Annotated in this window: 22 protein-coding genes and 3 tRNA genes; 19 read left to right on the top strand and 6 right to left on the bottom strand. The window is 49.0% G+C overall.

Annotation, left to right across the window (positions count from 1 at the left end; all coding sequences use genetic code 11):
* Nucleotides 1-11 precede the first annotated feature (11 nt).
* The 14 genes from ACWNM1_RS06010 (at nucleotide 12) to ACWNM1_RS05945 (ending at nucleotide 9,422) form a co-directional block, all read left to right on the top strand.
* Nucleotides 12-2,180: a phage tail protein gene (locus tag ACWNM1_RS06010; protein WP_449600291.1), complete on the top strand. Its 2,169-nt coding sequence runs from the start codon at nucleotides 12-14 to the stop codon at nucleotides 2,178-2,180.
* A gap of 38 nt (nucleotides 2,181-2,218) precedes the next feature.
* Nucleotides 2,219-2,740 carry a hypothetical protein gene (locus tag ACWNM1_RS06005; RefSeq protein WP_449600290.1) on the top strand — a complete coding sequence of 174 codons (522 nt, stop codon included), beginning with the start codon at nucleotides 2,219-2,221 and terminating at the stop codon, nucleotides 2,738-2,740.
* Between the two features lie 68 nt (nucleotides 2,741-2,808).
* Nucleotides 2,809-3,003, top strand: coding sequence for a hypothetical protein (locus tag ACWNM1_RS06000; RefSeq protein ID WP_449600289.1), 195 nt, complete (start codon nucleotides 2,809-2,811; stop codon nucleotides 3,001-3,003).
* Entirely contained in the window at nucleotides 3,003-3,314 is a 312-nt protein-coding gene (locus tag ACWNM1_RS05995) for a hypothetical protein (protein WP_449600288.1), read from the top strand. The genes ACWNM1_RS06000 and ACWNM1_RS05995 overlap by 1 nt, the downstream gene beginning before the upstream one ends.
* Nucleotides 3,314-4,009 (top strand): N-acetylmuramoyl-L-alanine amidase, encoded by a 696-nt coding sequence (locus ACWNM1_RS05990; RefSeq protein ID WP_449600287.1) that lies wholly within the window; start codon nucleotides 3,314-3,316, stop codon nucleotides 4,007-4,009. The genes ACWNM1_RS05995 and ACWNM1_RS05990 overlap by 1 nt, the downstream gene beginning before the upstream one ends.
* Nucleotides 4,010-4,013: 4 nt before the next feature.
* The gene (locus tag ACWNM1_RS05985) at nucleotides 4,014-4,232 is read left to right on the top strand and encodes a hypothetical protein (protein WP_449600286.1); all 219 of its coding nucleotides are present in this window, start codon (nucleotides 4,014-4,016) and stop codon (nucleotides 4,230-4,232) included.
* Nucleotides 4,233-4,306: 74 nt separating this feature from the next.
* The gene (locus tag ACWNM1_RS05980; protein WP_449600285.1) at nucleotides 4,307-4,510 is read left to right on the top strand and encodes a hypothetical protein; all 204 of its coding nucleotides are present in this window, start codon (nucleotides 4,307-4,309) and stop codon (nucleotides 4,508-4,510) included.
* A gap of 288 nt (nucleotides 4,511-4,798) precedes the next feature.
* Nucleotides 4,799-5,125 (top strand): hypothetical protein, encoded by a 327-nt coding sequence (locus ACWNM1_RS05975; RefSeq protein ID WP_449600284.1) that lies wholly within the window; start codon nucleotides 4,799-4,801, stop codon nucleotides 5,123-5,125.
* 261 nt (nucleotides 5,126-5,386) lie between these two features.
* Complete coding sequence (locus tag ACWNM1_RS05970) at nucleotides 5,387-5,746, top strand: hypothetical protein (RefSeq protein ID WP_449600283.1); 360 nt, start codon at nucleotides 5,387-5,389, stop codon at nucleotides 5,744-5,746.
* Between the two features lie 12 nt (nucleotides 5,747-5,758).
* Nucleotides 5,759-6,040, top strand: a complete 282-nt coding sequence (locus ACWNM1_RS05965; RefSeq protein ID WP_449600282.1) for a hypothetical protein — start codon at nucleotides 5,759-5,761, stop codon at nucleotides 6,038-6,040.
* Nucleotides 6,037-8,469: a hypothetical protein gene (locus ACWNM1_RS05960; protein WP_449600281.1), complete on the top strand. Its 2,433-nt coding sequence runs from the start codon at nucleotides 6,037-6,039 to the stop codon at nucleotides 8,467-8,469. The genes ACWNM1_RS05965 and ACWNM1_RS05960 overlap by 4 nt, the downstream gene beginning before the upstream one ends.
* 173 nt (nucleotides 8,470-8,642) lie before the next feature.
* A tRNA-Ala gene (locus ACWNM1_RS05955) sits at nucleotides 8,643-8,718 on the top strand.
* A 10-nt stretch (nucleotides 8,719-8,728) separates the two neighbouring features.
* Nucleotides 8,729-8,801 (top strand) — tRNA-Lys (locus tag ACWNM1_RS05950).
* 444 nt (nucleotides 8,802-9,245) lie between these two features.
* On the top strand, nucleotides 9,246-9,422 hold the full coding sequence (locus ACWNM1_RS05945) for a hypothetical protein (protein WP_449600280.1): 177 nt from the start codon (nucleotides 9,246-9,248) through the stop codon (nucleotides 9,420-9,422).
* 266 nt (nucleotides 9,423-9,688) lie between these two features.
* On the opposite strand, the gene ACWNM1_RS05940 is transcribed toward ACWNM1_RS05945, so the two are convergent.
* Nucleotides 9,689-10,600: a helix-turn-helix transcriptional regulator gene (locus tag ACWNM1_RS05940; protein ID WP_076300916.1), complete on the bottom strand. Its 912-nt coding sequence runs from the start codon at nucleotides 10,598-10,600 to the stop codon at nucleotides 9,689-9,691.
* 99 nt (nucleotides 10,601-10,699) lie between these two features.
* On the opposite strand from ACWNM1_RS05940, the gene ACWNM1_RS05935 reads away from it, so the two are divergent.
* Both ACWNM1_RS05935 and ACWNM1_RS05930 read left to right on the top strand, forming a co-directional pair.
* Nucleotides 10,700-11,641 (top strand): alpha/beta fold hydrolase, encoded by a 942-nt coding sequence (locus tag ACWNM1_RS05935; RefSeq protein WP_449600279.1) that lies wholly within the window; start codon nucleotides 10,700-10,702, stop codon nucleotides 11,639-11,641.
* Nucleotides 11,617-12,207, top strand: a complete 591-nt coding sequence (locus ACWNM1_RS05930; protein ID WP_256721570.1) for a YdeI/OmpD-associated family protein — start codon at nucleotides 11,617-11,619, stop codon at nucleotides 12,205-12,207. Before ACWNM1_RS05935 ends, ACWNM1_RS05930 begins: the two co-directional genes overlap by 25 nt.
* Before the next feature lie 859 nt (nucleotides 12,208-13,066).
* Here ACWNM1_RS05930 and ACWNM1_RS05925 read toward each other — a convergent pair.
* Entirely contained in the window at nucleotides 13,067-13,525 is a 459-nt protein-coding gene (locus ACWNM1_RS05925) for an IS110 family transposase (protein ID WP_449600376.1), read from the bottom strand.
* Between the two features lie 691 nt (nucleotides 13,526-14,216).
* Between ACWNM1_RS05925 and ACWNM1_RS05920 the strand changes: the two genes are divergently transcribed.
* Nucleotides 14,217-14,289: transfer RNA gene (locus ACWNM1_RS05920), tRNA-Lys, on the top strand.
* A 215-nt stretch (nucleotides 14,290-14,504) separates the two neighbouring features.
* Here the strand turns inward: ACWNM1_RS05920 and ACWNM1_RS05915 are convergent.
* The 3 genes from ACWNM1_RS05915 to ACWNM1_RS05905 form a co-directional block, all read right to left on the bottom strand.
* Nucleotides 14,505-14,570: a putative holin-like toxin gene (locus ACWNM1_RS05915; RefSeq protein WP_449600375.1), complete on the bottom strand. Its 66-nt coding sequence runs from the start codon at nucleotides 14,568-14,570 to the stop codon at nucleotides 14,505-14,507.
* A gap of 77 nt (nucleotides 14,571-14,647) precedes the next feature.
* Nucleotides 14,648-14,953, bottom strand: coding sequence for a hypothetical protein (locus ACWNM1_RS05910; protein ID WP_449600278.1), 306 nt, complete (start codon nucleotides 14,951-14,953; stop codon nucleotides 14,648-14,650).
* A gap of 44 nt (nucleotides 14,954-14,997) precedes the next feature.
* Nucleotides 14,998-15,828: a hypothetical protein gene (locus ACWNM1_RS05905; protein ID WP_449600277.1), complete on the bottom strand. Its 831-nt coding sequence runs from the start codon at nucleotides 15,826-15,828 to the stop codon at nucleotides 14,998-15,000.
* Between the two features lie 538 nt (nucleotides 15,829-16,366).
* On the opposite strand from ACWNM1_RS05905, the gene ACWNM1_RS05900 reads away from it, so the two are divergent.
* Together ACWNM1_RS05900 and ACWNM1_RS05895 are read left to right on the top strand one after the other, a co-directional pair.
* Entirely contained in the window at nucleotides 16,367-20,671 is a 4,305-nt protein-coding gene (locus ACWNM1_RS05900; protein WP_449600276.1) for a discoidin domain-containing protein, read from the top strand.
* Nucleotides 20,672-20,700: 29 nt separating this feature from the next.
* A complete protein-coding gene (locus tag ACWNM1_RS05895; RefSeq protein WP_449600275.1) occupies nucleotides 20,701-24,846 on the top strand; it encodes a DUF4855 domain-containing protein in 4,146 nt (1,381 codons plus the stop codon).
* 16 nt (nucleotides 24,847-24,862) lie between these two features.
* On the opposite strand, the gene ACWNM1_RS05890 is transcribed toward ACWNM1_RS05895, so the two are convergent.
* A complete protein-coding gene (locus tag ACWNM1_RS05890; protein WP_449600274.1) occupies nucleotides 24,863-25,174 on the bottom strand; it encodes a hypothetical protein in 312 nt (103 codons plus the stop codon).
* Nucleotides 25,175-25,704: the final 530 nt, after the last annotated feature.

Here is a 25,704-nt window from a genome sequence, read left to right as displayed (position 1 = left end):
GAGGCGCGCATTTGATCAACGCACTACAATCGTACGACCGTTTCCGCAAGCGCATCGGCATCCTGCGCGACGCTTACGATATCACACGAACGCGGCGGATTAACGCGGACTATACGCTGACTTTTACCGTTCCTATGACGTCCGATGATTTCCGCGATAAGTTGCCGCTGAAAGGTCACGTAATGGACGAGCGCGGTCAATACTACGTAATTAACAAGCGCGAACGATCGCGTGAGGACCGCAAGCTTACCGCGCAGATATCGTGTTCGCACGTCATGTTTAAACTCGCGGATTACAAATTTCCGTATGCGTCGTATATACGCGAAGCTTACGGAATCCATATCACGCAATTAACAGCGCTCATCTCGGCGGCAACCGGTGGGCGCTTTTCTATTGCCGTCGAGGACACGTTCGACCTCGCGGACGTTAAAGCGTTCGGCGGCGGCAACTGTCTCGAAGCGCTCAACGCGGTCATAAATCTGTATGGCGCGGAGGTCGAGCCGGATAACTTTACGTTACATTTGCGTAAAAAGATCGGCAATCCAGCGTCAGACTATCGCGTCCAAGTAACGCGTAATTTGATCGCGGCCTCCTTTACGGACAGTGCGTCGTCATTATGCACGCGACTATATGCGGAAATGAAAGACTCGCGGACGTGGATCGGACAGCCCGCGTCGATATTAACTGTGGAGGAACGGGCGCGGCTTAACGTGATTCCCGGCGCAATAACTGACGGAATCCTCCGCGTTAATTATCTCGTATCTCCGTATGCTGACGCGTGGGCTTCGGATAGCGTGCCGTTTTATGACGACCTGCTAACGGAGCAAGACGTAACCGATCCGCTTAAACTCGTAGCTGCCGCAAGATTGCGCTTAGCCGAGCGTGAGGTGCCGGCGCTTGAGGTTTCCGTTAGCGCTGCGGACTTATTCAAGATCGATAAGCAAGAAGCTCGCCCCGGCCTCGGCGATACGGTAACGCTCGTAGATCCAGCGCTCGGCTTAACGGGCATCACAGCACGAATAACGGAAATGACGGAGTATCCGTATGCGCCCGATAAACATACGCAGCTCACGGTCGCCAACGTTATGAAACGTGATTATACGCAAATACTCGCGGACTTGGAGGCGGGGCGCCGCGCGATTGAGAACGTATTTAGCGGCGGGAGGATTCGAGCGGAAGTATTCGAAGAGTTTGCGCGGCTGGCGGTTAACGAGATTAATGCGAGTAAGACGGAGATTAGATACGATGAACGCGGTATCGTTCTGCAGTCGAAAACGGACCCATCCGATCAAGTCATACTGACGTCAAACGGACTTATCTTAACGACGGATGGCGGAGCGACCGCACGGACAGCGATAACAGCGACCGGAATAGCAGCGGAGGTAATCGCGGGACAACTCGGCAGTTTCGTATCGATGGTTATCGGCAGCGGTAATAACGTAGTCAAAATTAATACTAACGGGATTAGCGCAGGGCATGACGATTTCAACTCCGCGCCTTTCCGTTTGGATATGGCGGGCAACGTCGTACTCAATAAGCTGACCGCTAACTCTGCGAATATACTATCGTCCAACTTTACGAATGGTGCGATTGTCGGTTCGTCAATTAACGTCGGCAACGGAATGTTTACCGTAACGAGTGGCGGTATCATGAGCGCAGTTGACGGTAATTTTAGTGGACGTATCAGCGCTTCGACAATTACGGGTGGTACAGTAACGGGCGCTAAGATACAAACGTCAGACTCCGTTTATCCGCGCGTAGTGATCGATCCGACGAGCGTTGCGTTCGGTGTATATGCAGGGCCTAACGATGGGATACTGATTCCCGCGTATGATGGCGGCGTTAGTAAAATCCGGTTTTTGGCAGGTGGAAGTGAGTCTACGATTTACAACTCACCAAGCGCTGGATTTATCTTTAGCGCGAATGGGAGGGCGATGATAAGTGGCTCCGGTGTTAAGTTAGACCCAGGCGGAGATTTTGTTCGTCTTGGTTCATGGAGCAAATTATACTCGGAGAATTCTTTTACGACACTCCAAAGTGAGATTGATAGTTTATGGGATGCTTTAAGTGCGAAAGCTGATCGCGGGCATACTCATACGGTTAACGTGCCAAATCATAACCACGGAAATCCAGCTAACGCGACAAGTGGCGGTGGAACGTTTACGACATCTGCTTCGTAATGGTACTATTAGGAAAATACTATTACGGAGGTTATCAGATGAAGAAGTTTATTTCCGGCGTCATTGTTGGCGCGTTACTATTTTCGGGCGTAACTGTCTTTGCGGATTCGGTAGGTCTTATTGGTCAAAAAGTTCAAGGATTATTTACTATAGAGAAGAACGGCAAGAAAGTTGATGACGCTATTATCATTAACGGTACCGCCTACGCACCTGTACGTACAGTAGCAGAGGCGACGGGCGCTAAATTAACCGTCGAAGGGAAGAAAATTATTATGGAGGACGCAACTACGCCTACGGAGAAAAGATCGGCAGAACTGGAGGCTGAGCGTGATAAGACAACAGCTGAGATAGAAAGAATCACGGCAGGAATTAAAGACTTAGAAACTAATGTGATACCACCGTATGAGGCTATGGCAAAAGAGATGGCAACTAACGGAGATCTCGGAAAACGCGCACAAGCAAGCGCGGACGAATATAAGAAACTCGTTGAACAGCGCAAAACTGAGCTCGCCTTCCTTAAAGAGAAACTGGCTCAGATCAATACGCAGCTCGGCGAATAATAAACGAATAAATCACGAAGAGTCTCGCTATTCCTAGCGGGGCTCTTTTTACGTAGAGGAGACGTTATATGAAAGTACGCGCATTACTCGAATGTACGATAGATACCGCTAACCCAGCGCCAGAACTCGCCGCAACGATTAGCGCAGTCCTAGCCGCATTACCAAACGCTGAATCCCGCCTATCCGTACTCCAATCGCTCGACGACGAAATCGGCCGCGCACTCGCGGATTATCTCGCAGGTGAAACGGAGGCGATCGCTTAGTGGAAACGCTATGGGCGGAGGTTGCCAAGAACGGAATATTTGCGCTTGCCGCTGCGGTCATTGCTTACGCGCTATGGAAGCAGATGAACCGCATATCTGACGAAGCGAAAGCGCGCGAGGAACGAATCAGCTCGGAGGCAAAAACGGAGCGTGAACGGATGCACAGCGAAGCTATTACGCGTGAAGACCGGTTGATGAAGCTAGCGGAGGGATTGACGGATCGTTTCGAAGCGCTAGCGGGACAGTACGAAAGCCTGGCGCTCGATGTTCGCGATATTAAAACGATAGTTCATGGAAAGGATGCGGCTTAATGGGCGCTTATATCTACCGCAAGGACTATATACCGAAGGGGACCGCGTGCAATCGGCGGCCAGGATACGTTATGTCTGCGACTACGATTACGATTCACAATACGGGTAACCCCGTATCATCAGCGGCAAACGAGCGCGCGTGGTTAACGAATCCAACGAACGCGCGCCAAGCGTCATTTCATATCGTAGTCGACGAAAAGGAAGCGGTCGAATGTTTACCGCTGAATGAGAACGCATGGCACAGCGGAGACGGTAGCGGAGCTAAATCCGGCAACCGTACGTCAATCGGCGTAGAGATATGCGAAAGTGGCAACTACGCAAAGACGCTTGATAACGCGGCCAGTCTCGTAGCATCGATGCTAAAGGAACGCGGATGGGGCGTGGATAGATTGCGCCGACATTACGATTGGTCCGGTAAAATATGTCCGCGCTTAATGTACGATAGCGGAAAATGGACCGGATGGGCAGCGTTTAAGGCGCTAGTTGACGCGAAATTAAATCCGGTTAAACAGGAGGCCGCCGATATGATAGTAAATAAAGCTAACGTAGTAATCAACGGTTGCAAGGCGAAGGATGGCGTATTAATTGACGGTGCTGTTTATGTTCCCTTGCGCGATGTATCCGATAAGCTCGGCGCGGCAATCGCGTGGGACAACGTAACGAAGACCGCAACTATTACAAAGGAGGCGAAATAATACGATGAACAAAAACGATATCATCCGCAAATTATCTTCGCGGAAGTTTTGGGCGCTATTGGCGGCGCTGGCTACTTCGGTACTTACGGCTAGCGGTGCGGGCGATAATACGGTGCTGCATGTAACGGGCGTCATCGGCGCAGTTGGTGCGTGCGTTGCGTATATGCTGGCGGAGGGTATTTCTGACGCAGCGAACAAAGTTAGCGGAGATAAGACGGAATAGACTAAGCATATTTACAAAATGCGGAAACTCTCCGATAATAAGATATAACGGAAATTAACGGAGGTTGAACGAATATGCTCTTAGGTGTAATCGTATTCGGAGTTGTAGTCGGAATAATCATCGCGGTTATTATCGCTATTAAACAGACCGCAACTGCGGAGAAAGTCGATTGCCCTACGTGCGGACGGACGACGATACTACCGGGCGGAAGCGCGAAATGTCCGAAGTGTAAGACGCTGATTGTGCGGACATCGAGCGGAGAACTAATAACGAAATAGATACGTAATAATAAGGCGCAGTCTTAGCGGAGTAACATCCGTTAGGGCTGCGCCTTTTTTCGTTTAATTACGCGAGTTCGTCCGGTATAACGTACAAGCCCGCCGTCATACGCTAGGGGTAAAGCGGTCGCCTACGCGATCCGCGCTTTGGGAGCGACGGTGGATACCTGCGCTCCTTTTCGCTGTCTAACGCCTGTCTACCCGTAAAAATGTCGTAAAATTTGACGACATATAGACCGAGCTTCCGCGCATAACATCAAACATACGTAAAACGTAGGAGGCGATAATGTGGCAGCGTTAGTAAACAAAGCGTTATTGAAGCGTATGGCGGGCGAAGTATCCGTTGGAATACTCGCTGAGATGATCGTTGACTTTGCGCAAGGTATTACGGAAGCAGACGACGTTGACGACAGCGTGCTCGAAGTAATTGGCGCGATTGAAACGCTGACGGCGGAGATTAAGAGTCGCAGCGGTGCGCCGAAAGTTGATCGGTCGAAGCGTAAGAAAACAGCCGCAGTAGTGGCGGAAGCTAAGCCCGACGACACTCCGCCTAATCAAACGAACACTCAACCAGTAACTATGCGCCCGATAGGAAACGGTAGTCATCGTGAGTAAGTACGTACGCAAGGGCGTTAATTTCAACGTCGACAACGAGCACCAACGTAAGATACTCGAATGGGCAGCGCGTAAGGGCCGCGACAACTTTAGCGGATTTGTAAAAGCGATATTATACGCGGCAATGACCGCTGAATTAAAACAGAAACGTGATCGCTCCGATAGTTCCGCCGACGATTAATCCGATAATAAACGCCATATTAACAACTCCTCTGCGTTAAATTTACGCCTAGTATATCCAATCCGAAAGGAATGATACGTATGACTAAAACCGTTGCGCTCGAATGGGGCGCATTCCAATCCGGCATCATTACGCCAAAGATATCCGCGCCACGCATATCCACTTCGCTAACCAAAACGGCCGCCACCGTTCACCTCGCGTTAATCCCGAAGGTCGCGTTCGCATCGTCAGTTGCGGCCGGTTCCGCGACGTGGGTAACGGTATTTTCAACGGTGCTCGGTATCGCCGATTGGCTCTGCGTCGGCATCATCGTATACGCCGGAATTACGTGGATGTTCGGCAACCATACGAAGGCGATCGAGTTTCTAATGGGCGGAAGCATCGGTTACATTATCGTGCGCCATGCGGTCGATATCCGTAACTGGCTGCGGATGTTATAGGAGGTGGGCGCAATGATAATACGTATAAATGGCGCCGCACTTCCGGACATTGGCGGAGGCGTAATCGATAATATAACGGAGACAATTACCGGACTTATATCGCGCGTACTTGGTGAGACAGCGACCGGAATCATCGCGGCAATGAACGCATATTCTCCGGAAATTATTACGTTCGGCATTATCGTATGTGCGCTCGGAATGATGGTCGCGCCTATCGTCGGCAACAACGGTAAATGGATGGGGCGTATGTTTTTAACGTTTTGGGTCGGCGTAATCTGGCGTGTATTAACGTGAGCGCGTACGTCGTATATAAAATAATTCCGCATGTATCCGCGCTAAACTCCGCATCCCGTAACTTCCAACGCTCACTCTACGAACTATTCTCCGCACGCACTAAACCACGCCGCGAAGGTTATCGCATTGTCACGAAGCCAGCTCCGGACTTTTGGTGGATTACGCAAATGTGTTCGGATTCCATAACGTTTTACTGCGCCATGCCCGTCGAATTCGCCGAATCCTTCCGCGTTAAATTCCGCAATCATGAGCAATGGCGTAAGTCAACGCTAGAAATCGCAGATGACTTTACGTTTCAGACCGCAGACAATACGGATTTATATGCGCTCAAATACCGCAGACACGATATGTTCTCGCTAGACTTCCGCTATAACGAGCAGACGACGCCTATACGCGAATTACTCGGCGTAACGAACGAATTAAGCGAAGGCGAATCGGTTAGTGTATTTATTCGTACAGAGACAGTATCGCGCCATAAATGGAAGAAACTCGCGGACTATGCGTGGGAAACGTGGGAAGGCGGAGGGCTCTCTTACCGACCCGGATTTGATCCAATGCGGCTAATGCGTACACTAGCGATGGGCGCAGCGCATATCTTTTACGAAGTCAAAACGCTAATCGAGGACGTAATGTCCGGCGTAGAGAAATCTCTATATCATGGCGCAGGTCCGGCGGTTAAATCCGAGCGGAAGGCGTTACCTAATCCGGATCGCGCGGAGCTACTCGTTAACGGCGATCTATCTACGCAGACAAAGAATAAGCGTAATCTGCCCGTATTTAAAACGTCGATTCGCTGCGCCGTTACGTCCGCCGATCCAATTAAGCGCGGGATGTTGGCGCGTTCAGTAGCGAGCGCATACGGAGGTTTAGCGGGCGATAATCGGTTGGAATGCGTAAAGGTTAACGTAAGAGCGCGAGCCGAATTGTGCGGATGGAAAGTGCGCGAAATCGCTCCGAATATAATGAGCGTAGATGAGCTCGGTAAACTAACGCAGCTACCTACCGCAGATTTACAAGCGGAGTTTTCCGAAGTCCTAACGTCGAATCGGCGCGTTGAGATCGAGCTGCCCCGCGCTTTCCTAGATGAGCGCGGTATACTTGCGGGTACGGCTACGGATCGCGGCGTAGAGCATCGCGTTCATATTCCGACGAACAGTCCGGATAAACTGTATATGCCGCGTGCTGTTAACGGATCACCGCGCATGGGCAAGGATCAACACGTAGTCAATCTCGTAGTCGAAGCGCGGAGGAACCACGGAATAGGCGCAGTTATACCGGATTTCATCGACGAACATAATCGGGATAAAGCCGGTAATCAACGCGGCATGGCGGACGCGATCCGCGACCACTTAGCACCGGAAGACGTTATCGACATCAATCTAGCGGATACAGCTTACGCGCCATATCTCGGACTGCAAACCGTGCTTCATAACGTTAGTGATAAGCGGATTGCCGCCGATGCAATAGCGGAGTATCTAACGGATTTCCTATTATCGGACGGCGACGAAGATAAGTTTCAAACGTCGGAATTTACGCGGGATGCGGCGAAAGTGTGTAACGGTGATCTAACGGATATGAAAGCGATGTTCACTTCGGCGGCATTCCGTAAACAAAAGATAGCGGAGTTAGACGATACGTTCGATATGGATACGTGGCGCGACTACGATAAGATGAGCGAAGGTAAGCAGGGGCAGATATACGGACCGGTCTTGCGGAGGATTACGCAAATAACGAGTAGCGAATTTTTGAAGCCGATGTTTTGCCAAACGTATAATCCCGCAATGGACTTATACCGATGGGTCGCGGAGGGTAAAGTCGTTATTATCCGCTGTGTAATGCCGGAAGGCGTACCGATGCCGGAGCGCGTTAAGGAGATGCTCGGATATTGGATCGTAATGCTGACGCTTCTTATTAAACTGGCGCAGAAGGACGAGGCTGCCGGAACACTACTCGTACTAAATGAGCCACATCAATTTATGTCGCGGGGCCTCGTTCACTTTACTAAGCGGATTTTACGTGAAGGCCCGAAGTATAAATTAGCGCCGATCATCGCGTTTCACGATTTCAGCGCGTTCCACTCGTATCCGGGCTTCGTCGATACGCTATTGTCCGCGTCCGTCAATTGGCATTTATTCCGCAATACGCACCTCGATACGTATAAGCGTTTAATGCCGTATCTCTCACGGACATTTAATGATCCGCAACAAGCGTTCGAAGCTACGCGCCAGTATCAGTTTATCGCGTGTTGGCTGCGTGAGAGCGAATACGAAGCGCCATTCGTGGCGGACGCATTGGCTCCCGTCGGCAAGCGCTATACGTCCGTAGATAACGCGGCATTAACGGCGGCACACTCACGTAAATACGGCCGTCCGATTGCGGATGTATTAGCGGAGATTAAGGCGCGGGAACGGAGGTATCGGAAGGCGTGATGTAGTATTCCGCAACATTCGACAGATATGCGTAAAAAATAGTTGCAGCGATGCGCTCCCGTGTGATATATTATTTAGGCGGAAAGAATACGAGCGGATTGACTGAACGCTAAAAACCGTTGATACGAGCGGATTGTACGTTGACTGACCGTTGACATAACGGAGTAATTCGCGGGGCCATAGCTCAGCTGGGAGAGCGCATCGCTGGCAGCGATGAGGTCAGGGGTTCGATCCCCCTTGGCTCCACCAAACATCATATGGACTCTTAGCTCAGTTGGTAGAGCAGTAGACTCTTAATCTATTTGTCCAGGGTTCGAGCCCCTGAGAGTCCATCCTAAAGAAACGGCAGAAATGCCGTTTTTTTGTTGTTTATGCGACTTTTGATCAGTTTCCCGATGATTAAGAATCAATTACTGAGTTGATAACGTGAAGTGGATAAATATTCTTTTCAATATTTTAAGGTAAACACAAATACATCTGTCTGCGACTACTACTCAAGCCATGTGGAGTGTGTAGTGTCAACATACCGTGTTGACAAATAATAGGGAATACCTAAACTAAATAAAAGATAATGATATTAAAAGGCAGTATTCTTGAAGCAGGAAAGGATACTGCCTTTTAGTTATAATTAGGACGAAGCTTACCACAAATAGAGCGTATTATTTATTATATTGAATTAGGAAATGAACAGAGCTCAACTCAACTATGAACATTCACATAATTTGGTACTATTAAACAATGAAAGAAAGCTATCCCATTTGAAAGAGGAGACATATATGAGTGTGCATTTAGATTATTTATGTAAAGATTATAATGAAGATAGAATTGTTCCTTTTATCGGTGCAGGGCTATCTATACCTTTTAATGTGCCAGATTGGGGTAGTTTAATAAGGGAAATAGCTGAGAAATACGCCGTAGGTGATACGTCTTTTGTAAAGTTAGCTGTAGAATAAGATTTACAGAGATACGATTACTGGCAGGCAATTGATGCTTTGAAAAAATATACAACAGTCCAAGAAGAAGATATTCAAGAACATATAGCAGTTACTGTACAGAGAAAAATTAATAAAGTGGAAAATGATTTGCTTCATAACTATATGGATCTGAAACAAATGGACTTTAAGCTTTTCTTAACTACAAATTATGAAAATATATTACACAACTATTTGCAATGGAATTAACTCCAATTTTATTAAAAGAAATACAAATGCTAAATATATCAGGAATAGTTCTCCATCATTTGATATAAATAATTTCGAAAGTCTTCAACATAGGTTTTGGGCTCTACAACTTTTAGATGAGTGCCGAAGCTTGCTAAAAGTTGAAATCCCATACGATTTTGTGGGACATAAATGGTTGCTAATAAAAATCCAGAACTATGGTCTTCAATACTTCTTCGACCATACCTTTCGATGATTTGATCTTTTATGCTAGGCGATATCCATGCCTTAATCGTGACGAATTCAGGTAGATAATTTGCTTCGTGTACTTGCTCTGACCAATCGTCTCTAGGATGAAACGCGCGTTCATCCATAGTAATATGATCGATCCGAGATAACTTGAAAGTTCGATATCCCTGTCGATGTAAACAGAATCCTTTCAAGTACCAACTCGATTCGCTAAAATGCAGCTCATAGGGCTCGACCATTCTATTCGTTACAGCCCCGTCCTTATCTGTATAATCAAACGAAGCCAGCCTCTTTTTTGAAATGGATTCTTGACATGTCTTTAAGGTTTCAAGAATCTCGGACCGACCTTCCCAATCATAAAACGACAGTTGAATGGAACGATTTAGAGACAATGGACTAACCATTGCCTCTATTTTTTTTATCGTTCTTTCAACTTCTTCAGTACGGAGGATTTGTTCCAATCCGCCGAGCGCAGTTAATATATTCTGTAAATCGGAGCTGCTTAAAAGGCGTTTATCAACCTTGTATTCATCCATTATGCCGTAGCCCCCTTTGACCCCATTGACAGAGTAGATCGGGATGTTCGATAAGCTCAATGTTTCCATATCGCGAAGGATCGTTCTTTTGGAGACATTGAATAGTTGTGAGAATTCCGTTGTAGAAACAACCTCTTTTTTCAGCAATATCATGATAATCGAAATGAGTCTCTCCACTTTGTCCATAATTGCCCTCTTTTTTTACATGATTTCAGAATGGTGACACCTTGATGTCACCTTTTATCCATTATACTACAAGTATCACAAGAAGGAGGTTTTAATTTAATGTTTAATCCAACCGATTTTCCCAAGCCCACCCTTATTTCAGCCAACGGTGTGGAACTCGAAGTGTTTGAAGCAGGCCGAGAAAACGCAGGAAAACCTATTGTACTCTGCCACGGCTGGCCAGAGCATGCCTTTTCTTGGCGCCATCAGATGGACGCACTTGCCGCAGCGGGCTACCATGTCATCGTCCCCAACCAGCGGGGTTACGGCAACTCATCCCGTCCGACCGAAGTAACAGACTATGACATTGAACACTTGTCGGGTGATCTCATCGCGCTTCTCGATCACTATGGATACGAGGACGCTACCTTTGTCGGTCATGACTGGGGTGCATTCGTCGTTTGGGGACTGACCTTGTTGCATCCAAACCGCGTCAATAAAGTGATAAATCTGAGCTTGCCTTACCAAGAGCGCGGAGAAAAACCCTGGATCGAGTTCATGGAAGAAATACTTGGCGGCGATTTCTATTTCGTCCACTTCAATCGACAGCCAGGCGTCGCGGACGCCGTATTCGAAGACAATACATACAGGTTCCTTCGCAACCTGTACCGGAAGAACGAGCCTCTCAGAGCACCTGAGCCAGGTATGGCGTTGATCAATCTCGCCAGAGCAGAAACACCGCTCGGTGAGCCCGTATTGAGCGAAAGCGAGCTGGCCGTTTACGTCTCCGCTTTTGAAACATCAGGGTTCACGGGCAGCATAAATTGGTACAGGAACCTTGACCGCAACTGGCGCTTATTGGCGAAAGTGAACCCAATCATCCAGCAGCCGACCCTCATGATCTACGGCAACCGGGACGTGGTTGCTAAGTCTGAAAACCTGACAAAGTTCGTGCCCAATGTGGAAGTGGTCAATCTGGATTGCGGTCATTGGATCCAGGAAGAAAAGCCGGAAGAAACAAACCAAGCGATTTTAAAATGGCTGGAACAATGGGAGATGTAGTTTTTTTCAACAACCAAGAAGAGTTTAACGATTGGTTAGAAGAACATCATGCTGAAGCTAGTGAAATTTGGGTGGGCTATTTTGGGATAAGTACAGGGCGTGCAAGCCTTACTTGGTCTGCATCAGTAGATGCCGCTCTTTGTTTTGGGTGGATTGACGGTATACGAAAAACCATTGATAAACAAAGCTATAAGATTCGCTTTACTCCGCGCAAAGTAAATAGTGTATGGAGTGCTGTGAACGTAAAGAAGGTAAAAGCACTAATACAGCTTGGAAAGATGAGACCAGAAGGAATGCACGTCTTTAACAACAGAACCGATGCACAAGGCTATTCCTCTGAACAAAGAAACGTGGAACTTGCCAAAGAATATGAAGAACAAATCAAGGCAAATCAAACAGCCTGGCTATTCTTCACTAATTTATCACCATCCTATAAAAGAGATTCTATCTGGTGGGTAATGAGCGCCAAGAAAGAAGAAACACGATTAAGAAGGCTTGGAATATTGATCGCTTCATCTGAAGAAGGGCTAAAATTTCAACATTGCAAAAATAATATTACAGAATAAGGAAATATAAATAACAAAAGAATCGTTAAAAGGATTTTTGGTACTGCATAAATCTGGGTCTATTGTTTCCCTGATCTTTAGGAGAGAGGAGCTACTGTATTTCTCAATCATTTAGGGTTTAATTCTCATCAAAAGTCAGAACGTTTTAAATGCGAGGCATAAATCAAATCGCTAAATGAAGAAGGGATGAAACAGCTCATCCAAAATCGCAACCCCCTTCATTTTTATGGTACAGCCGACCCTCATGATCTATGGTGACCGGGATACGGTCCAGAGGTCTGAAAACCTGACAAAGTTCGTGCCTAATGCGGAAGTGGTCAATCTGGATTGCGGTCATTGGATCCTGCAAGAAAAGCCGGAAGAAACAAACCAAGCGATTTTGAGATGGCTGGAAGAGCAGAATGATGCTGAATAGAGTCGCTTAGCAAGCAAAACTTAGAAAAACAATAAGGACACCCAAACAGGCAATGTCATTAAGTTAAGCTCAAAGGTATGAACGGGAATAAAAATGGAATTCAAAACGGCATGGGAAAGCCCCGTGCCGTTTGTTTTTTACTTCACGCAAGGAAACGGCGTATAACTAACAAAGCAGAAATACTGCAATAATTGAACAGGCGGAGAGAAAAGCATCGCTCTATGTTCTGTTCCAATCCAGTAAGATGCTCTTGGTACTGAAGAATGAGGGTAATAAGGACTTTCAAATTGATTAAGTGGCTTGCATACATGGTTTGCTGAAATGGGTTTTGTTTTGCCGCAACTAGCAGCCGTTGCCCCCGTTTTGAAGAAAGCAGTTCTTTCATCTTAGATTTGAGTGTGTTTTCATCCGTCTGTAATACTGAATATGAGGTTGGGAATTCACTTAAAACTGTAATGAAATACCGGAATACGTAGCTCCAAAGACACCTTTGTAAGCAGGGAAAACCTGATCTAAAACAGCTTGGAATTGTAGTTTAGTTTGTACACACATCTTTGAAAGAGACTCATATTGTCTTGTAAGATAGCGCAGATTGAGAAGTTGCACACCTCTTTTCTTAAACGGTTCAAATTCTTCTTTGTAGTACAGTTCTCCCAATAGGTAAGCGTCAGCAGCATCCGTCTTTACTTTACGAAGTTGAGACTTCCTAAGCCGATTTGAGATGAGCGGATTAATGACAATATAAATATAATGATGTTCCTCTAGGAACTGAACAACGGGACTTTGATAATGACCGGTTGCTTCTAGAATAAGCAAAGGACGTTGTTGAGATGCAAATTCAACTTCTGTTAAAACTTGAAGGAAATTTGCTAGACCATCTCGAGTGTGCTCGAAGTGGAATATCCCTTGGAATGGCTTTCCGCGCTCTAGAAAGGCTTGTCCATGGCTTTATTCTTTAGAAATATCTAGACCGATAACTGGATTCATTTCATCTCCCCTTGTAAGTGTAGATTCACCGGCATCCCCTAAGGTTGATCTTCTTGTCGCTCCATAGCATCGCTTGTTATACGGGATCTTACGTCCCAACCAGCCTCAATCATGGTCATGACAAGTAGGGGTGAACATTATAGCTCTCGGGATCAAGTCCCACGGGCAGGTACGTTCGACCAGGCTACTTTAATCTTCTATGCAAATGAAAAAAGGATCAACTAGAAAGAACTGGTTGATCTCATAATACGAACGGGCAGGAGAGTTGAAGATCAAACGCGGGGAACCGTATCACAAGTGATGGTAAAGCAGAGGTATGTGTTAAGGGTAGAGGCGTGGATGTTAAATGTCCATGTGGGGCTTAAGTATACATATTCGATGCATATGGAGTGCTGAAACATATTACATCATTTAATGGGGACGAACTGGGGACAAACGCTGTTACCAAGTATCATAAAAGAATTGTTTATATCATCTGACAGTCGTAGGAAATGCTTGCATAATAAGGATTATTCCTGCATTAGCATTCTAAAACCTAGACCATCTCTATCGCTGGCAGCGATGAGGTCAGGGGTTCGATCCCCCTTGGCTCCACCAAACATTATATGGACTCTTAGCTCAGTTGGTAGAGCAGTAGACTCTTAATCTATTTGTCCAGGGTTCGATCCCCTGAGAGTCCATCTAAAGAAACGGCGGAAATGCCGTTTCTTTGTTGTTTGGAGAGTGGAGTCACTTTTTTTTGGTTTAGATCGTGGTATAGTTTGGGTAGATAAAACGTACAATGCAAAGAGAGCCGTGCGTCAACACGACTCTCGGTGCAATATCCGCTTTTAAGGGCGGCGGCTTTCAGATGTTCAGTCAGAAAATAGACCGTTTTCCTTTTCGATAGGGCGGTCTATTTCTTTTTGAGGTAATTTAGCAAAACAATAACGAACATGCCGAACATGAACATCAGTGACAACGCTTAATAAACCTCCATGGCCTCACCTCCCTTCGGGGAGATTAGCGATCATTGAGTCTGTTAGGGTTTAACGAGATTCAGTAGAACTGACGCCATTCGCCACCGTCTACTTTTCTACGTACCTCGGTCAAACATTTCAACCAATGAAATAAATCGTTCAGCAAATCTTCAATCTGATCCGTCATGGACAGCTTGGTAGCGCCAGCGAAGATCTCCGTCGGTCTGGACGAATCTAATTTGTACACCGTGAAAGACTCCGCCCGGTCTTTCCCTTCAAAATCCTGACCATAACGTTGGACAATGGTGTGATTGCTTGTTGTTCGCTTTCTGTTAGGACGTATTCCCTCGTGCATGTGTAATAAATAGAAACACTGAAAAGTCATACCTCCCAAACATAGAAATGGATGCGATATCCAGCTCCTGTTTATTACCCTCCAAAAGTGGAAAGCAAACTAGGCCAAACCTGCATTCTGGCGCCGCATGAAGGACAATTCATTTCCCCGGCCAAATACGGCAATTGGTTCAAAAAAGAGGAATCGCCCAGCTGATCGGCTCGCTCTGCCAGTATTTGATGTTCCGCTTCAACGAATGCCTCAACGGGAGTAACCTCATGTGCCGCCTGAAGGGGTTCGAATATCGGATCTTCCGCGAATGCTTGTATACGACCGCCTTCTCCGCTCGGCCACAAGTAAGCCTCTTGATCGCATGCTCCGCAAACGGCCACATATTCGTCGCCAGCCGTAAAATTCAGAAACATGTTTGCCACACTCTGGGATTCCCGATAAGCCGCGTCGGCAATGAGAACATATCTTTTTTCGGTATCGCTGCTTATTTCTTGTTTGGCGTAGGCCAACATCTCTGAAACCAGCGAAGCAAGCTCCGCTATCGCTTTTAAGTAAGATTGGTACATCTCCGCGCAAACCTCGTTTCCCGCTTCAGCAGCGAGTTCGTTCCAATCCGAGGGATACGGCTCTGATCTTGTTTTGTCATGACACGACTCGATCATCCCGCAAGTGATGTAGATTTCATGGCGCACTTCCATATTTTTTGATGCGCGAGCAAGTTTGGCCAGATAAGGTACTGCCGCGTAAGTGACGGTATAGATCGTATTTTGGTGATATAAGTGCTCCTGGAATAGCTCGTCGAAAACTTCTTTATCGAAATCAAGCATCAGATGCTCCAACAGTTCAGGTACTAGTTCGCCCGACTCGTAAGGACCGGTTAGCTTGCCCCACAGTTCGCTGTTTAATTGTAACAAGAGGAATCACTCCCATCCCTTACTCAAGTGAGATACATTTTCTATATTATCCTATAAGATCGGCAGGTCCTGAATAGGGCAACGGATATACTCCCCCCTCAAGAATAGGGCTTAAAGCCTAGGATGATTCCCCTTAATTCCACATCAAACGCCAAGATTTGTTCATGGGTCTAGTCGTTTTAGACTCCCATGACGGGTAGACGAAGAATGTGTAGGGCTTAGCGTATCCCCTAGGCTCCATTTCCATAACATGAAGAAAAGCCACTTCTACTGAAATGGCTTTTTTCTTTTTCACTACTCTTCGAAAGGATCACGATTTTGTACTATTAATTGGCACGAGATATGACAGAAATGCTGGCATGCTTGATTCAGCCGTAGAAGGCCGAATGTCCACATTTGTATATGTATTGTAAACACAAGTATATCGATGAAACGAATGCCCCTACTTATAATAAAATTGCTGCAGCAGTTGAGCATAGAAGGTCATGCGGTAAGCTGGAGTAAAATTCGAGCTAATAAACAACGGGGGGGGATCTTAGTGCGTTTACGGTATAGGAATATTTTTTTAGTGTTTTTTGTTATCGCTTTCATTTTAATTGCCGTTTCATCGGAGAAGTCCGACGCCGCAACAGGTAATCTGGCTTTAGGAAAGACGGCTTATTCGTCGTCGAACGAAGTAGACTTTTTCGGGCCTGAGAAAGCGGTCGACGGTGGCAATCGGGATGCAAGCCGCTGGTCTTCGGAAAGAACGGATGACCAGTGGTTCTACGTTGATCTGGGCGAGCCTGTAGAAATTGGAAGAGTAATCATCAACTGGCAGACTCCGGCGGAACAATATCAAGTTCTCGTGTCTGACGATGCGGTAACCTGGAGGAACGTATTCGTGGACAACCGCGTGCTCGTCGCCCGCGGACCAGTCGAGGATACGATCGATTTTGAGCCGACACTGGCGCAATACGTTAAGTTCCAAGGAGTAACGCGACGTCCAATTGAGGGTATCTATTACGGATACTCCTTTTGGGAATTTGAGGTATACAAAGGCAAACCGCTGTTGCCGCCTATGATGGATGCGGTCAAAAACAGCATCGTCGTCTCCGAGGGAGACACTCAGCTGAACCTGCCCGCTGTACCGGATGGTTATACGCTGACGTTGGTGAACACGGACAGCTTGCCGGTGATCGACGAGCAGGGCAATATTCATGCGCCGCTTGTGGATACTCAGGTTCAGCTGCTGCTGCAAATCGAGAGCGACAGCGATCCGACATATCTGTTAGCGGATAATGCGCTAGTCACCGTACCCGGTCTCTACGAGCAGACGAGCGATCGGAACTCGGAGCCGCGAGTCATTCCTTCTTTGCGTGAGTGGCTGGGCACAACCGGCGAGTTCCGCTTGACGGACAAATCCAATATCGTCATTCGCGCGGAGGATGAAGCGGCTCTGCGGGGGACGGCCAATATTTTGCGGAAGGACTTGCTTGATTTAACGAAGCTTCCGCTGACGGTTACGGTTGGTTCACCTCAAGAGGGGGACATCTATTTGGTGCTGGATGACGCGCAAGCGGGATTGGGGACAGAGGGCTATGAGCTGAATATCGGCGAATATACTTCCGTCGCTGGCTCCAATCAGACGGGCGTCATGTTCGGCACAAAAACGATCCTTCAACTGCTCGGCCACGATGCCGATCATAAGACGATGCCCAAGGGGCAATCGCGCGATTATCCGAAATACGCGGATCGAGGCTTCATGCTCGATGTGGGCCGCAAGTTTTATACGATCGAATTTTTGCGGGATTATGTGAAGTTAATGTCCTACTATAAGATGAACCGGTTCCAGATTCATCTGAACGATGATGTCGGCGATGTCGGTTACTTCCGTCTGGAGAGCGAGAAATTCCCGGGAGTGACGAGCAAGGACGGCTTCTATACGAAGCAGCAATTCAGAGACCTGCAGCTGCTTGGGATGGAATACGGCGTAAACGTCGTGCCGGAAATCGATACACCGGGCCATTCCGGCGCGTTCATCGCCTACGACCCTAGGTTGGGCAGCAACAATCAGCTGGATATCAATCGTCCGGAGACGCTCGACTTCATTAAAGAACTCTTTGACGAGTATCTTGACGGCAGCAATCCGACCTTCGTCGGCCCGGACGTGCACGTCGGCACGGATGAATATTTCGGCGACGACAAGGAGGCGTTCCGCAGGTACGCGGATATGCTCCTTAACCACATTAACAGCAAAGGCAAGCGCGCTCGTCTGTGGGGCAGTCTGTCCGCATATGACGGCACGACGCCAGTCAGCAACAATGCGACGATGGACATCTGGTATGAGCCGTACGGAAGTGTCCTGCAGGCCATTGAGCTTGGCTACGATGTTGTCAATACCAACACGAACTTGCTCTATATCGTTCCGCAACTGTACCGCAGCTATTTGAATTACGATTTTATTTACAATGAGTGGGAGCCTAACGATTGGCTGGAGACGAAGCTTCCTTATGGGCACCCGCAGGTAAAAGGCGGCATGTTCGCGCTCTGGAACGACGTGTCCGTAGAGAAGGGCGTCTCCATGGCGGACTCGCATCAGCGTATCTTGCCTTCCATGCAAGTGTTGGCGGAGAAGCTGTGGAGAGGCAACCGCGTCGACCGGAACTTTGCAAGCTTCCAGGCGGATGCCGCAAAGTACGTGGACCCGCCAGGTGTTCATCAGTCGCACAAGCTTCAAGTCGACAATGAGCGCAATATCGTGCTCGATTATACTTTCGACGAGGGCTTCGCGGATCGTTCGGGCAACGGCTTTGATGGCAACGCGGTGAATGCAGGCACGGAGAAGGGAATCTTCGGGCAAGCAGTAAGGCTCAAAGGCGGAGCCAGCTACGTGGAAACGCCGCTTCGCACGCTCGGTTTCGGATGGACGATGTCCATGTGGATCAAACCGGACGCTGACAACCCGCAAGGAGCTGTGCTGCTGGAATCTCCGGATGGACAGCTGAAATATAACATCGGGGGCAGCGGCAAACTGGCCATCACGAAAGAAAACTACGCCAGTGAATTCAATTATAAGCTGCCGACCGACCACTGGACCCATGTCATTATGATCGGCGACGACACGGGGACCTCCATCTTCATTAACGGCAGTGAGTATACGGCTACTCTCAAAGACGGCTCCAAGTTGGAAACGTTCGTATTGCCAGTAGCCAAAATAGGCAGTGAAACGAATGCTTTTAAAGGCTTGATTGACGAACTCATCGTAAGGAACACCTACGTGGACCTGCATGGAAATCTGGCTTTGCATAAGCAAGCCGAATCCTCGCTGCCGGAATCCTCGTCCTACACGGCGGACAAAGCGGTGGACGGCAGAGGGGACACCAGATGGTCCAGCGATTGGGTGGACGATACCTGGTTCATGGTGGATCTGGGTGAAGTGAAGAACATTGATGCTGTATCTATTTTGTGGCAAACGGCTTACGGTTCGAAGTACCGCATTCTCGTGTCCGAGGACAAGGAGAACTGGACGAATGTCGTGAAAGACAACAACGGCGAGATTAACGGCAAGCCGGGACGCGTCGTGACTACCTTCCAAAGCACGCCGGCCAGATACGTGAAGTTCGAAGGCGTGTCCAGAGCTACAATGTTCGGCTATTCCTTTGAGGAATTTGAAGTGTACGGAGAGGAATATAAGCTCGGCAATCTACGGCCGATTATCGACCTGTTGACGGCTATTGAGGCCAACAAGCTCGTGGAGGACAATTACTCTCCTGAGGGCTGGGCACAGCTTCAACAGGCGATGGTACAAGCGACTGCGGCGATTCAAAACGCCCAGCTGACTCGTCCTGAGGCCGAGCAGGCGTATGCCGGGCTGAGCGTTGCGCGCGATCGTCTAACGATCGAAGACGTAATGGGTCTGATCGAGCTTAATGTGAATGAAAGCATTGCCGCGAATCTCTATCTACCGCAGAAAGGACAGCTCGGCACGCGTATCGTCTGGAGCAGCTCGAAGCCCGACTATCTGAATGCCAACGGACAATTGTTGCAACGTCCGTCAGGCAGCGACATGGAGGTCGTGCTGACCGCGACGATCAGCAAGGGAGATGCATCCGCGAAAAAAACGTTCAAGATCAAAATCAAAGCGTTGCCTAGCTCTGGTGGCGGAGGATGGGTTCCGACTCCAATAACTCCAGATCCGGAAGGAGGCCAAAACGGCGGTTCGAATCCGGGAGGCGGAGATCCAGGCAATGGCAAAGAGAACGGCAACGGCAATGGCGGGGAGTCTGGCGGATCGACAACGGTTCGACTGAACGATATTGCGAGCCATTGGGCAGAAGCGTTCATCAAACGGGCCGTCGAGCTTGGATTCGTAGCGGGCTATATCGACGAGACGTTCAAGCCGAATAAGGCGGTCAGCAGGGACGAATTCGTCGTCATGTTGGTCAAAGCGTTGAAGTTGCAAGGTACGAACAGTTCGCTGGACTTCGCGGACGCAGGCTCAATTCAAGCTTGGGCGAATCCTTATATTGCGCTAGCCTTGGAATCCGGCCTGATCAGCGGCTATGCGGATGGGACCTTCCGTCCGAAGGCTTCGATTAGCCGAGCAGAACTGGCAGCGATGATTGTTCGCGGCTTGGGCCTGAAGACTTCGGAAGGGCATGAGCTCTCTTATGCGGACGCGGATCAAATCCCGGCTTGGGCGAAGCCGTACGTGGCAGCAGCCCAGGAGGCGGGAGTAATGAACGGTCGCGGGGACAACCGGTTTGCCCCGGCCGCCTCGGCGACGCGTGCTGAAGCTGTGGTCGTCATTCTGAACATGCTCGATGCGCTTGCAGAATTGCAAGCGCAGGAGCAGAACTAATTATGTATAGAAAGAGAGCGTGAGCTTAAGTGAAAACTAGACGAAGTTTGACTGCTTTGCTGCTTGTCCCGGTCATGCTGTTCTCGTTGATATCCTCCGTGTATGCGGAGGAGCCGGGCGGAGAAAGTGCCAGCTTTTATAATTTGGTTCAAGGGAAAACGTACACATGGTTGGATCAGCCGGAGGACGCTTTCCCGGATGACGGGACGAAGCTGACAGACGGCAATGCCGTAGACACATCCCGTGACAGCGGCAACTGGGTGGGCCACCGCTACAAGAAATCCCGTTCGGTTGTGTTTGATCTAGGCGAGCAGAAAACGATCAAGAACGTGAGCGCGCGTTTCTTGCAAGATTGGCCGAACAACGAAACGCTTGTACCGCTCACCGTTTCATTCTACGCGTCTGACGATGGGGTGAACTGGGGGGTATTGTCTCATAATGCGACTAAATTGTTATGGGGCGATCAGACCAACACCGAGACGTATAAATGGGACGGCAGCCCAGAGACCGGAGTCGTCAAGCGTGGCGATTATACCGAAGGATTGGTTTACGCTCAGTATGTGAAAGTGGTGTTCTCCGTGCATCCGAGGGCGTGGACTATGATCGACGAGGTGACGATAACCGGCGCGGACGGCTTGATCGACGGAGCCCAGCCAGTGCAGCCCGAACCTTATGGTCTCCAGCAACCTGGGGAGGCTACTGGCGGGATTGAAAATTTGGGCTTGCTGTATAACGGGCATTACCCGGATGGTACAGGAACCTGGACTAAGGAACGGGTTATCCCTAATATCAGCTATGTGAACAAGCAGGGAGAGCCTGTCGATTGGCTGTTCGACGGCGTGCTGTATCTGGGTTTGACGTCGGAAAACGGCAGAGGCTTCGGCGCGGTTGCAGCGGCCGGCAAAGCCAGAAGAGTGGAATGGGAATGGTATTTGAATAAAACGTTTAACGCCGGCGGCGATATGAGCGCGCTGAACGAGGCGACGGCCGAGGTAGGCGCGAAGCTTGGCGAGCCTGACCGTAAGACGAAGGTTGTTATGATGATACCCGATCCGGGCGAATATCAGTCCGATTTTGGCAGCATTAACGATGAAAATCTGGACTTCAACCTAAGTGTGGTCGGTAATGCCGCATCGCTGAACAACCGGGCCAAAGCGATTCAGTGGTGGACCGATGAAGTGCAAGCAAGATGGGCGGCTGCGGGCTACTCGAATCTGGAGCTCGTCGGCATGTATTGGCTGGAGGAGCAAATAAGCACGCATTCGACTGGCCCGGAGATGGTCAAGAAAGCGAGCGACATCGTTCATAATGCTGACCTGAAGATGTTCTGGATCCCTCATTCTTTGGCTTATAAGAAATTCATGTGGAAGGATGTCGGCATCGATGCCGTATCTCTGCAGCCGAACTATTTCTTCGAGAAAATGGAGTTCTCGCGTCTGGAAGATACAGCGGATATGGCGAAACGGTACGGCATGTCGCTGGAGCTGGAGTTCGATGACCGGATGATCAATGACGCCGTCTTCCGCGAGCGGTTCATCGATTACTTGAACAGCGGCGTGGATACAGGGCTAATGCAGCAAGGGTATAGAGCGTACTATCAAGGCAACAACGCCATTTTCAGCGCGGCGAAAAGCGAGGATCCTGCTACCCGCGTCCTCTACGATTGGCTGTACCAATTCGTGAAGGGCACTTATCAGAAGCAAGACGCCACTGCGCCTGATGTTGTAGCGCTCATGAACGGGGAGCCGATCTCGGAGCATACGATTGTGCCTGATACGACACAGGCCGCCTTCACCTGGGTCATTCCGGGAGATGATGACAGCGGTATCGTCAAGGTAACGGCCAAGTATGACGGCAAACTTTATACGCAAGGAACTATAGTAGATCTGACGGGCAAGCCGGGCAAGCATGTGCTGGAGCTGACGGTGGCGGCTGCCAAATCCAAGACGGTAAAGTTCGTAATAGAAGCTCGTTTGGGCGCTGAAGGTCTATTGGCTCTTGTTGATAAATACGCAGACAACAAGCAGCTTAGCAATGCCGATACAGTACGCGCTATGCGCAACGCCCTGATCATGATGGAGCGTACGCAAGAGAGCGATCCTGAGGAAGCCATAGGCTATTTGCTGGCATTCAATGCGAAGCTGGAAGGGGCTAAAGGCCTTGAATTTGTAACGGAAGGCGCTTATACGGCGCTGAAGGAAGGCGTGTATTACGAGATTGGCAGCATCGCACAAGACAAAGAAGCAGAGGCATCCTCGACGGAAGCCGCAGGTCTAGAGCCTTCTAAGGCGCTGGATGGCGCACCGGGCACGCGCTGGGCGAGCGAAGTGCGCGATACGGCTTGGTTCCAGATCGATCTGGACAGCAAGCAAACCTTCGATACGATCCGCATCGATTGGGAATATGCGCGCGCGGACCAATACCGTCTGAGCGTCTCGGATGATAAGCAGACGTGGGAGCCCTTGAAAGTCGGCAACAATGGCGTGGTTAAAGCGTCCGACGGCAAGAATACGCTGGTATTCCCGGCAACGACGGCAAGATACATCAAGTTTGAGGGACTGAATCGGGCAACGTTCTACGGTTATTCCTTCTATGAATTCGGCTTGTACAATCTTTCCCAGCGGCAAGAGCTGAAGACATTGGACGGCATAGAAGCTGCCGTGGACGCCTCCACGAAGAAAGTTACGATCAATGGGTTAGTCATGAACGGTAAGAAAGAACATTTGTATGTCAAAGTGCTTGACCCAAAAGGCAACATTCAATATACCGGCCAGACGGGCACTGAGGATGACGGAAGCTTCCGCATCGCCTTTACGTTGACCGGAGAAGAGCAAGGACTGTATACGGTCGAGCTTGAAACGGATGACATGACGACTTCAGAGCAGGCCGCCTTCGAATATCGCAAGCCGCCTTCCACTGGCGGAGGCAATGGGGGCAGCATTGGAGGCAGCATTGGAGGCGGTTCGGCGCAAGATCCGTATACGTTGCAAACGGACGGTTCAGTCAAAGCCGTGCTTGTCCCGACATTGAAAGGCAATCAGGCTGCGGCTTCGGTCGGAGCAGCGGATCTGAATGCTGCGATTCTCAAGGCAACAGCCGACAGCAACGGCAACAAGCATATTCGTCTTGAATTGAAGCCGTCGAATGCGGCTGGCAGCTATGCTTTGGAGCTTCCCGCAGCTAATCTGACGAACCAGTCTAATCTGATTCTGCATATCTCCACGCCTTATGCCCAGCTTGCTTTGATTGGTGACATGCTGGCTGGAGTCAAGAAGAATGCCGGAAAGCTGCTCGTTATCGTAAGCGACCATGCAGGCGAGTATCGCGGCAACGAAGCGGCTGGCCGGATCGGCAACAGGCCAATCGTTGAAGTTGCATTGCAACTGGACGGTGAAGCTCTGTCTTGGAACAATGCGAAGGCACCGATTTCCATTACGATTCCGTATTCGCTTCAAGCGGGCGAGCAAGCTACTGATCTGCAAGCTTTCGAGCTGACGGGCGACAGCGCGGCGGCAATTGATGGCACGTCTTATGACAAAGACAAGGGCGTACTGCGATTCTCCATCGACAAAGTCGGAGTCTATGCTTTCGGCGGCAAGAAACCAGCTGCGTTCACTGACCTTGGCAAGCACGAATGGGCGCGCGAGGCGATCGAGAAGCTGGCCGAAAGAGGCATCGTCAAAGGCATCTCGATCGAAAATGGCACTTTCAGCCCCGCAAATCAAGTAACGCGAGCTGATTTTATCCTTATGCTGGTGAACATGTTTGACTTGCGCGCCGAGATTACCTCGACGTTCGCCGATGTGAAACCGAATGATTATTACTACGATGCGGTGTCCATCGTCAAGCAATTGGGAATCGTTTCGGGCGTGAACGAAGTTAACTTTGCTCCTCGTGACTCAATCAGCCGCCAGGACGCTATGGTTATGCTAACCCGAGCGCTTCAAACGACGGGAGCAATCAAGCCGTCCGCATCCGGTTCAACACTTGAGGGCTTCCGTGATGCGAGCCAGATTGCGCCATATGCTGCGGACAGCGTGGCAACTCTGTTCGAGCATGGGCTGGTTATGGGCTCGGGCGGCTATATGAAGCCGAAGAGTACGACCAGCAGAGCGGAAGCGGCGACGTTCTTGTATCGCGTTCTTCAATTAATCGAAGGGCAGCAGCAGGAGTAGACGCGGGAACAATTGATTAAAGCACATTCCGATTAGTGCGGCAACGCGACCGGGATGTGCTTTTTCGACGATACAGAATAAAACTTCCTGAATGAACGGATGAAGCCGATAAGCCGTCCCGCACTTCCGCGATGAACTGCGGGCGCGTGATGGCGCCTCCGACCCCCACGTAAGACGCCCCGGCGCGCATGGCCGACGCCGCTTCCTCGGGTGTCCTGATGCGCCTTCCGCAACGAACGGTAACGCACAGCGCTTCGCTCATCCACCGGACGAGATCCAGGTCGGGGCCTTCGGACCGAGGGCCGCAGTAAAAGAGAGTGTAAGGCAATATGAGAACCTTTCCAATGACGTGAACTTTGATGCACTTGTTGTCAAACTTGAAGAATTGAATGAGTTAATTAGACACTTATCGTTCTTTCTTAGAGAGGTCTTGCATGACATGAACCCGTATGCTGACTTTGAATATTTAGTTAAAGACTACATGTAATGTAGTCCACCCAGCTACCCACTTCTCTGGAGTGACCCCTAAAAGAACTCCAAATTCTATGTGAGTACTTTTCATAGCACGTTCATGAGCTTCTTCAATCATGAAGAAGCAGAATCCCTACGTATTCATACATAGAGATTCAAGGCGGGAACGCTGATGAAGGCGAGTTTGAGTATAAAAGAGAGCTTCGTAAGCTGATAAACAAATATAACCTGTATAAGTTCGACAAGAACAATGAGAAGACAATTTTCGAACGTATAAGTTTTTGGACTAATAGGGGTCCTCAGGTAGCATAGCTTCTTCAAAATATAAAGATATCTTACTCGATACCATTTTTCTAAATATATCTCGGATCGATTCGATCATCGATA

The organism is Paenibacillus sp. Marseille-Q9583 (assembly GCF_976954365.1).
This window is presented reverse-complemented; position numbering and strand designations above follow the sequence as displayed.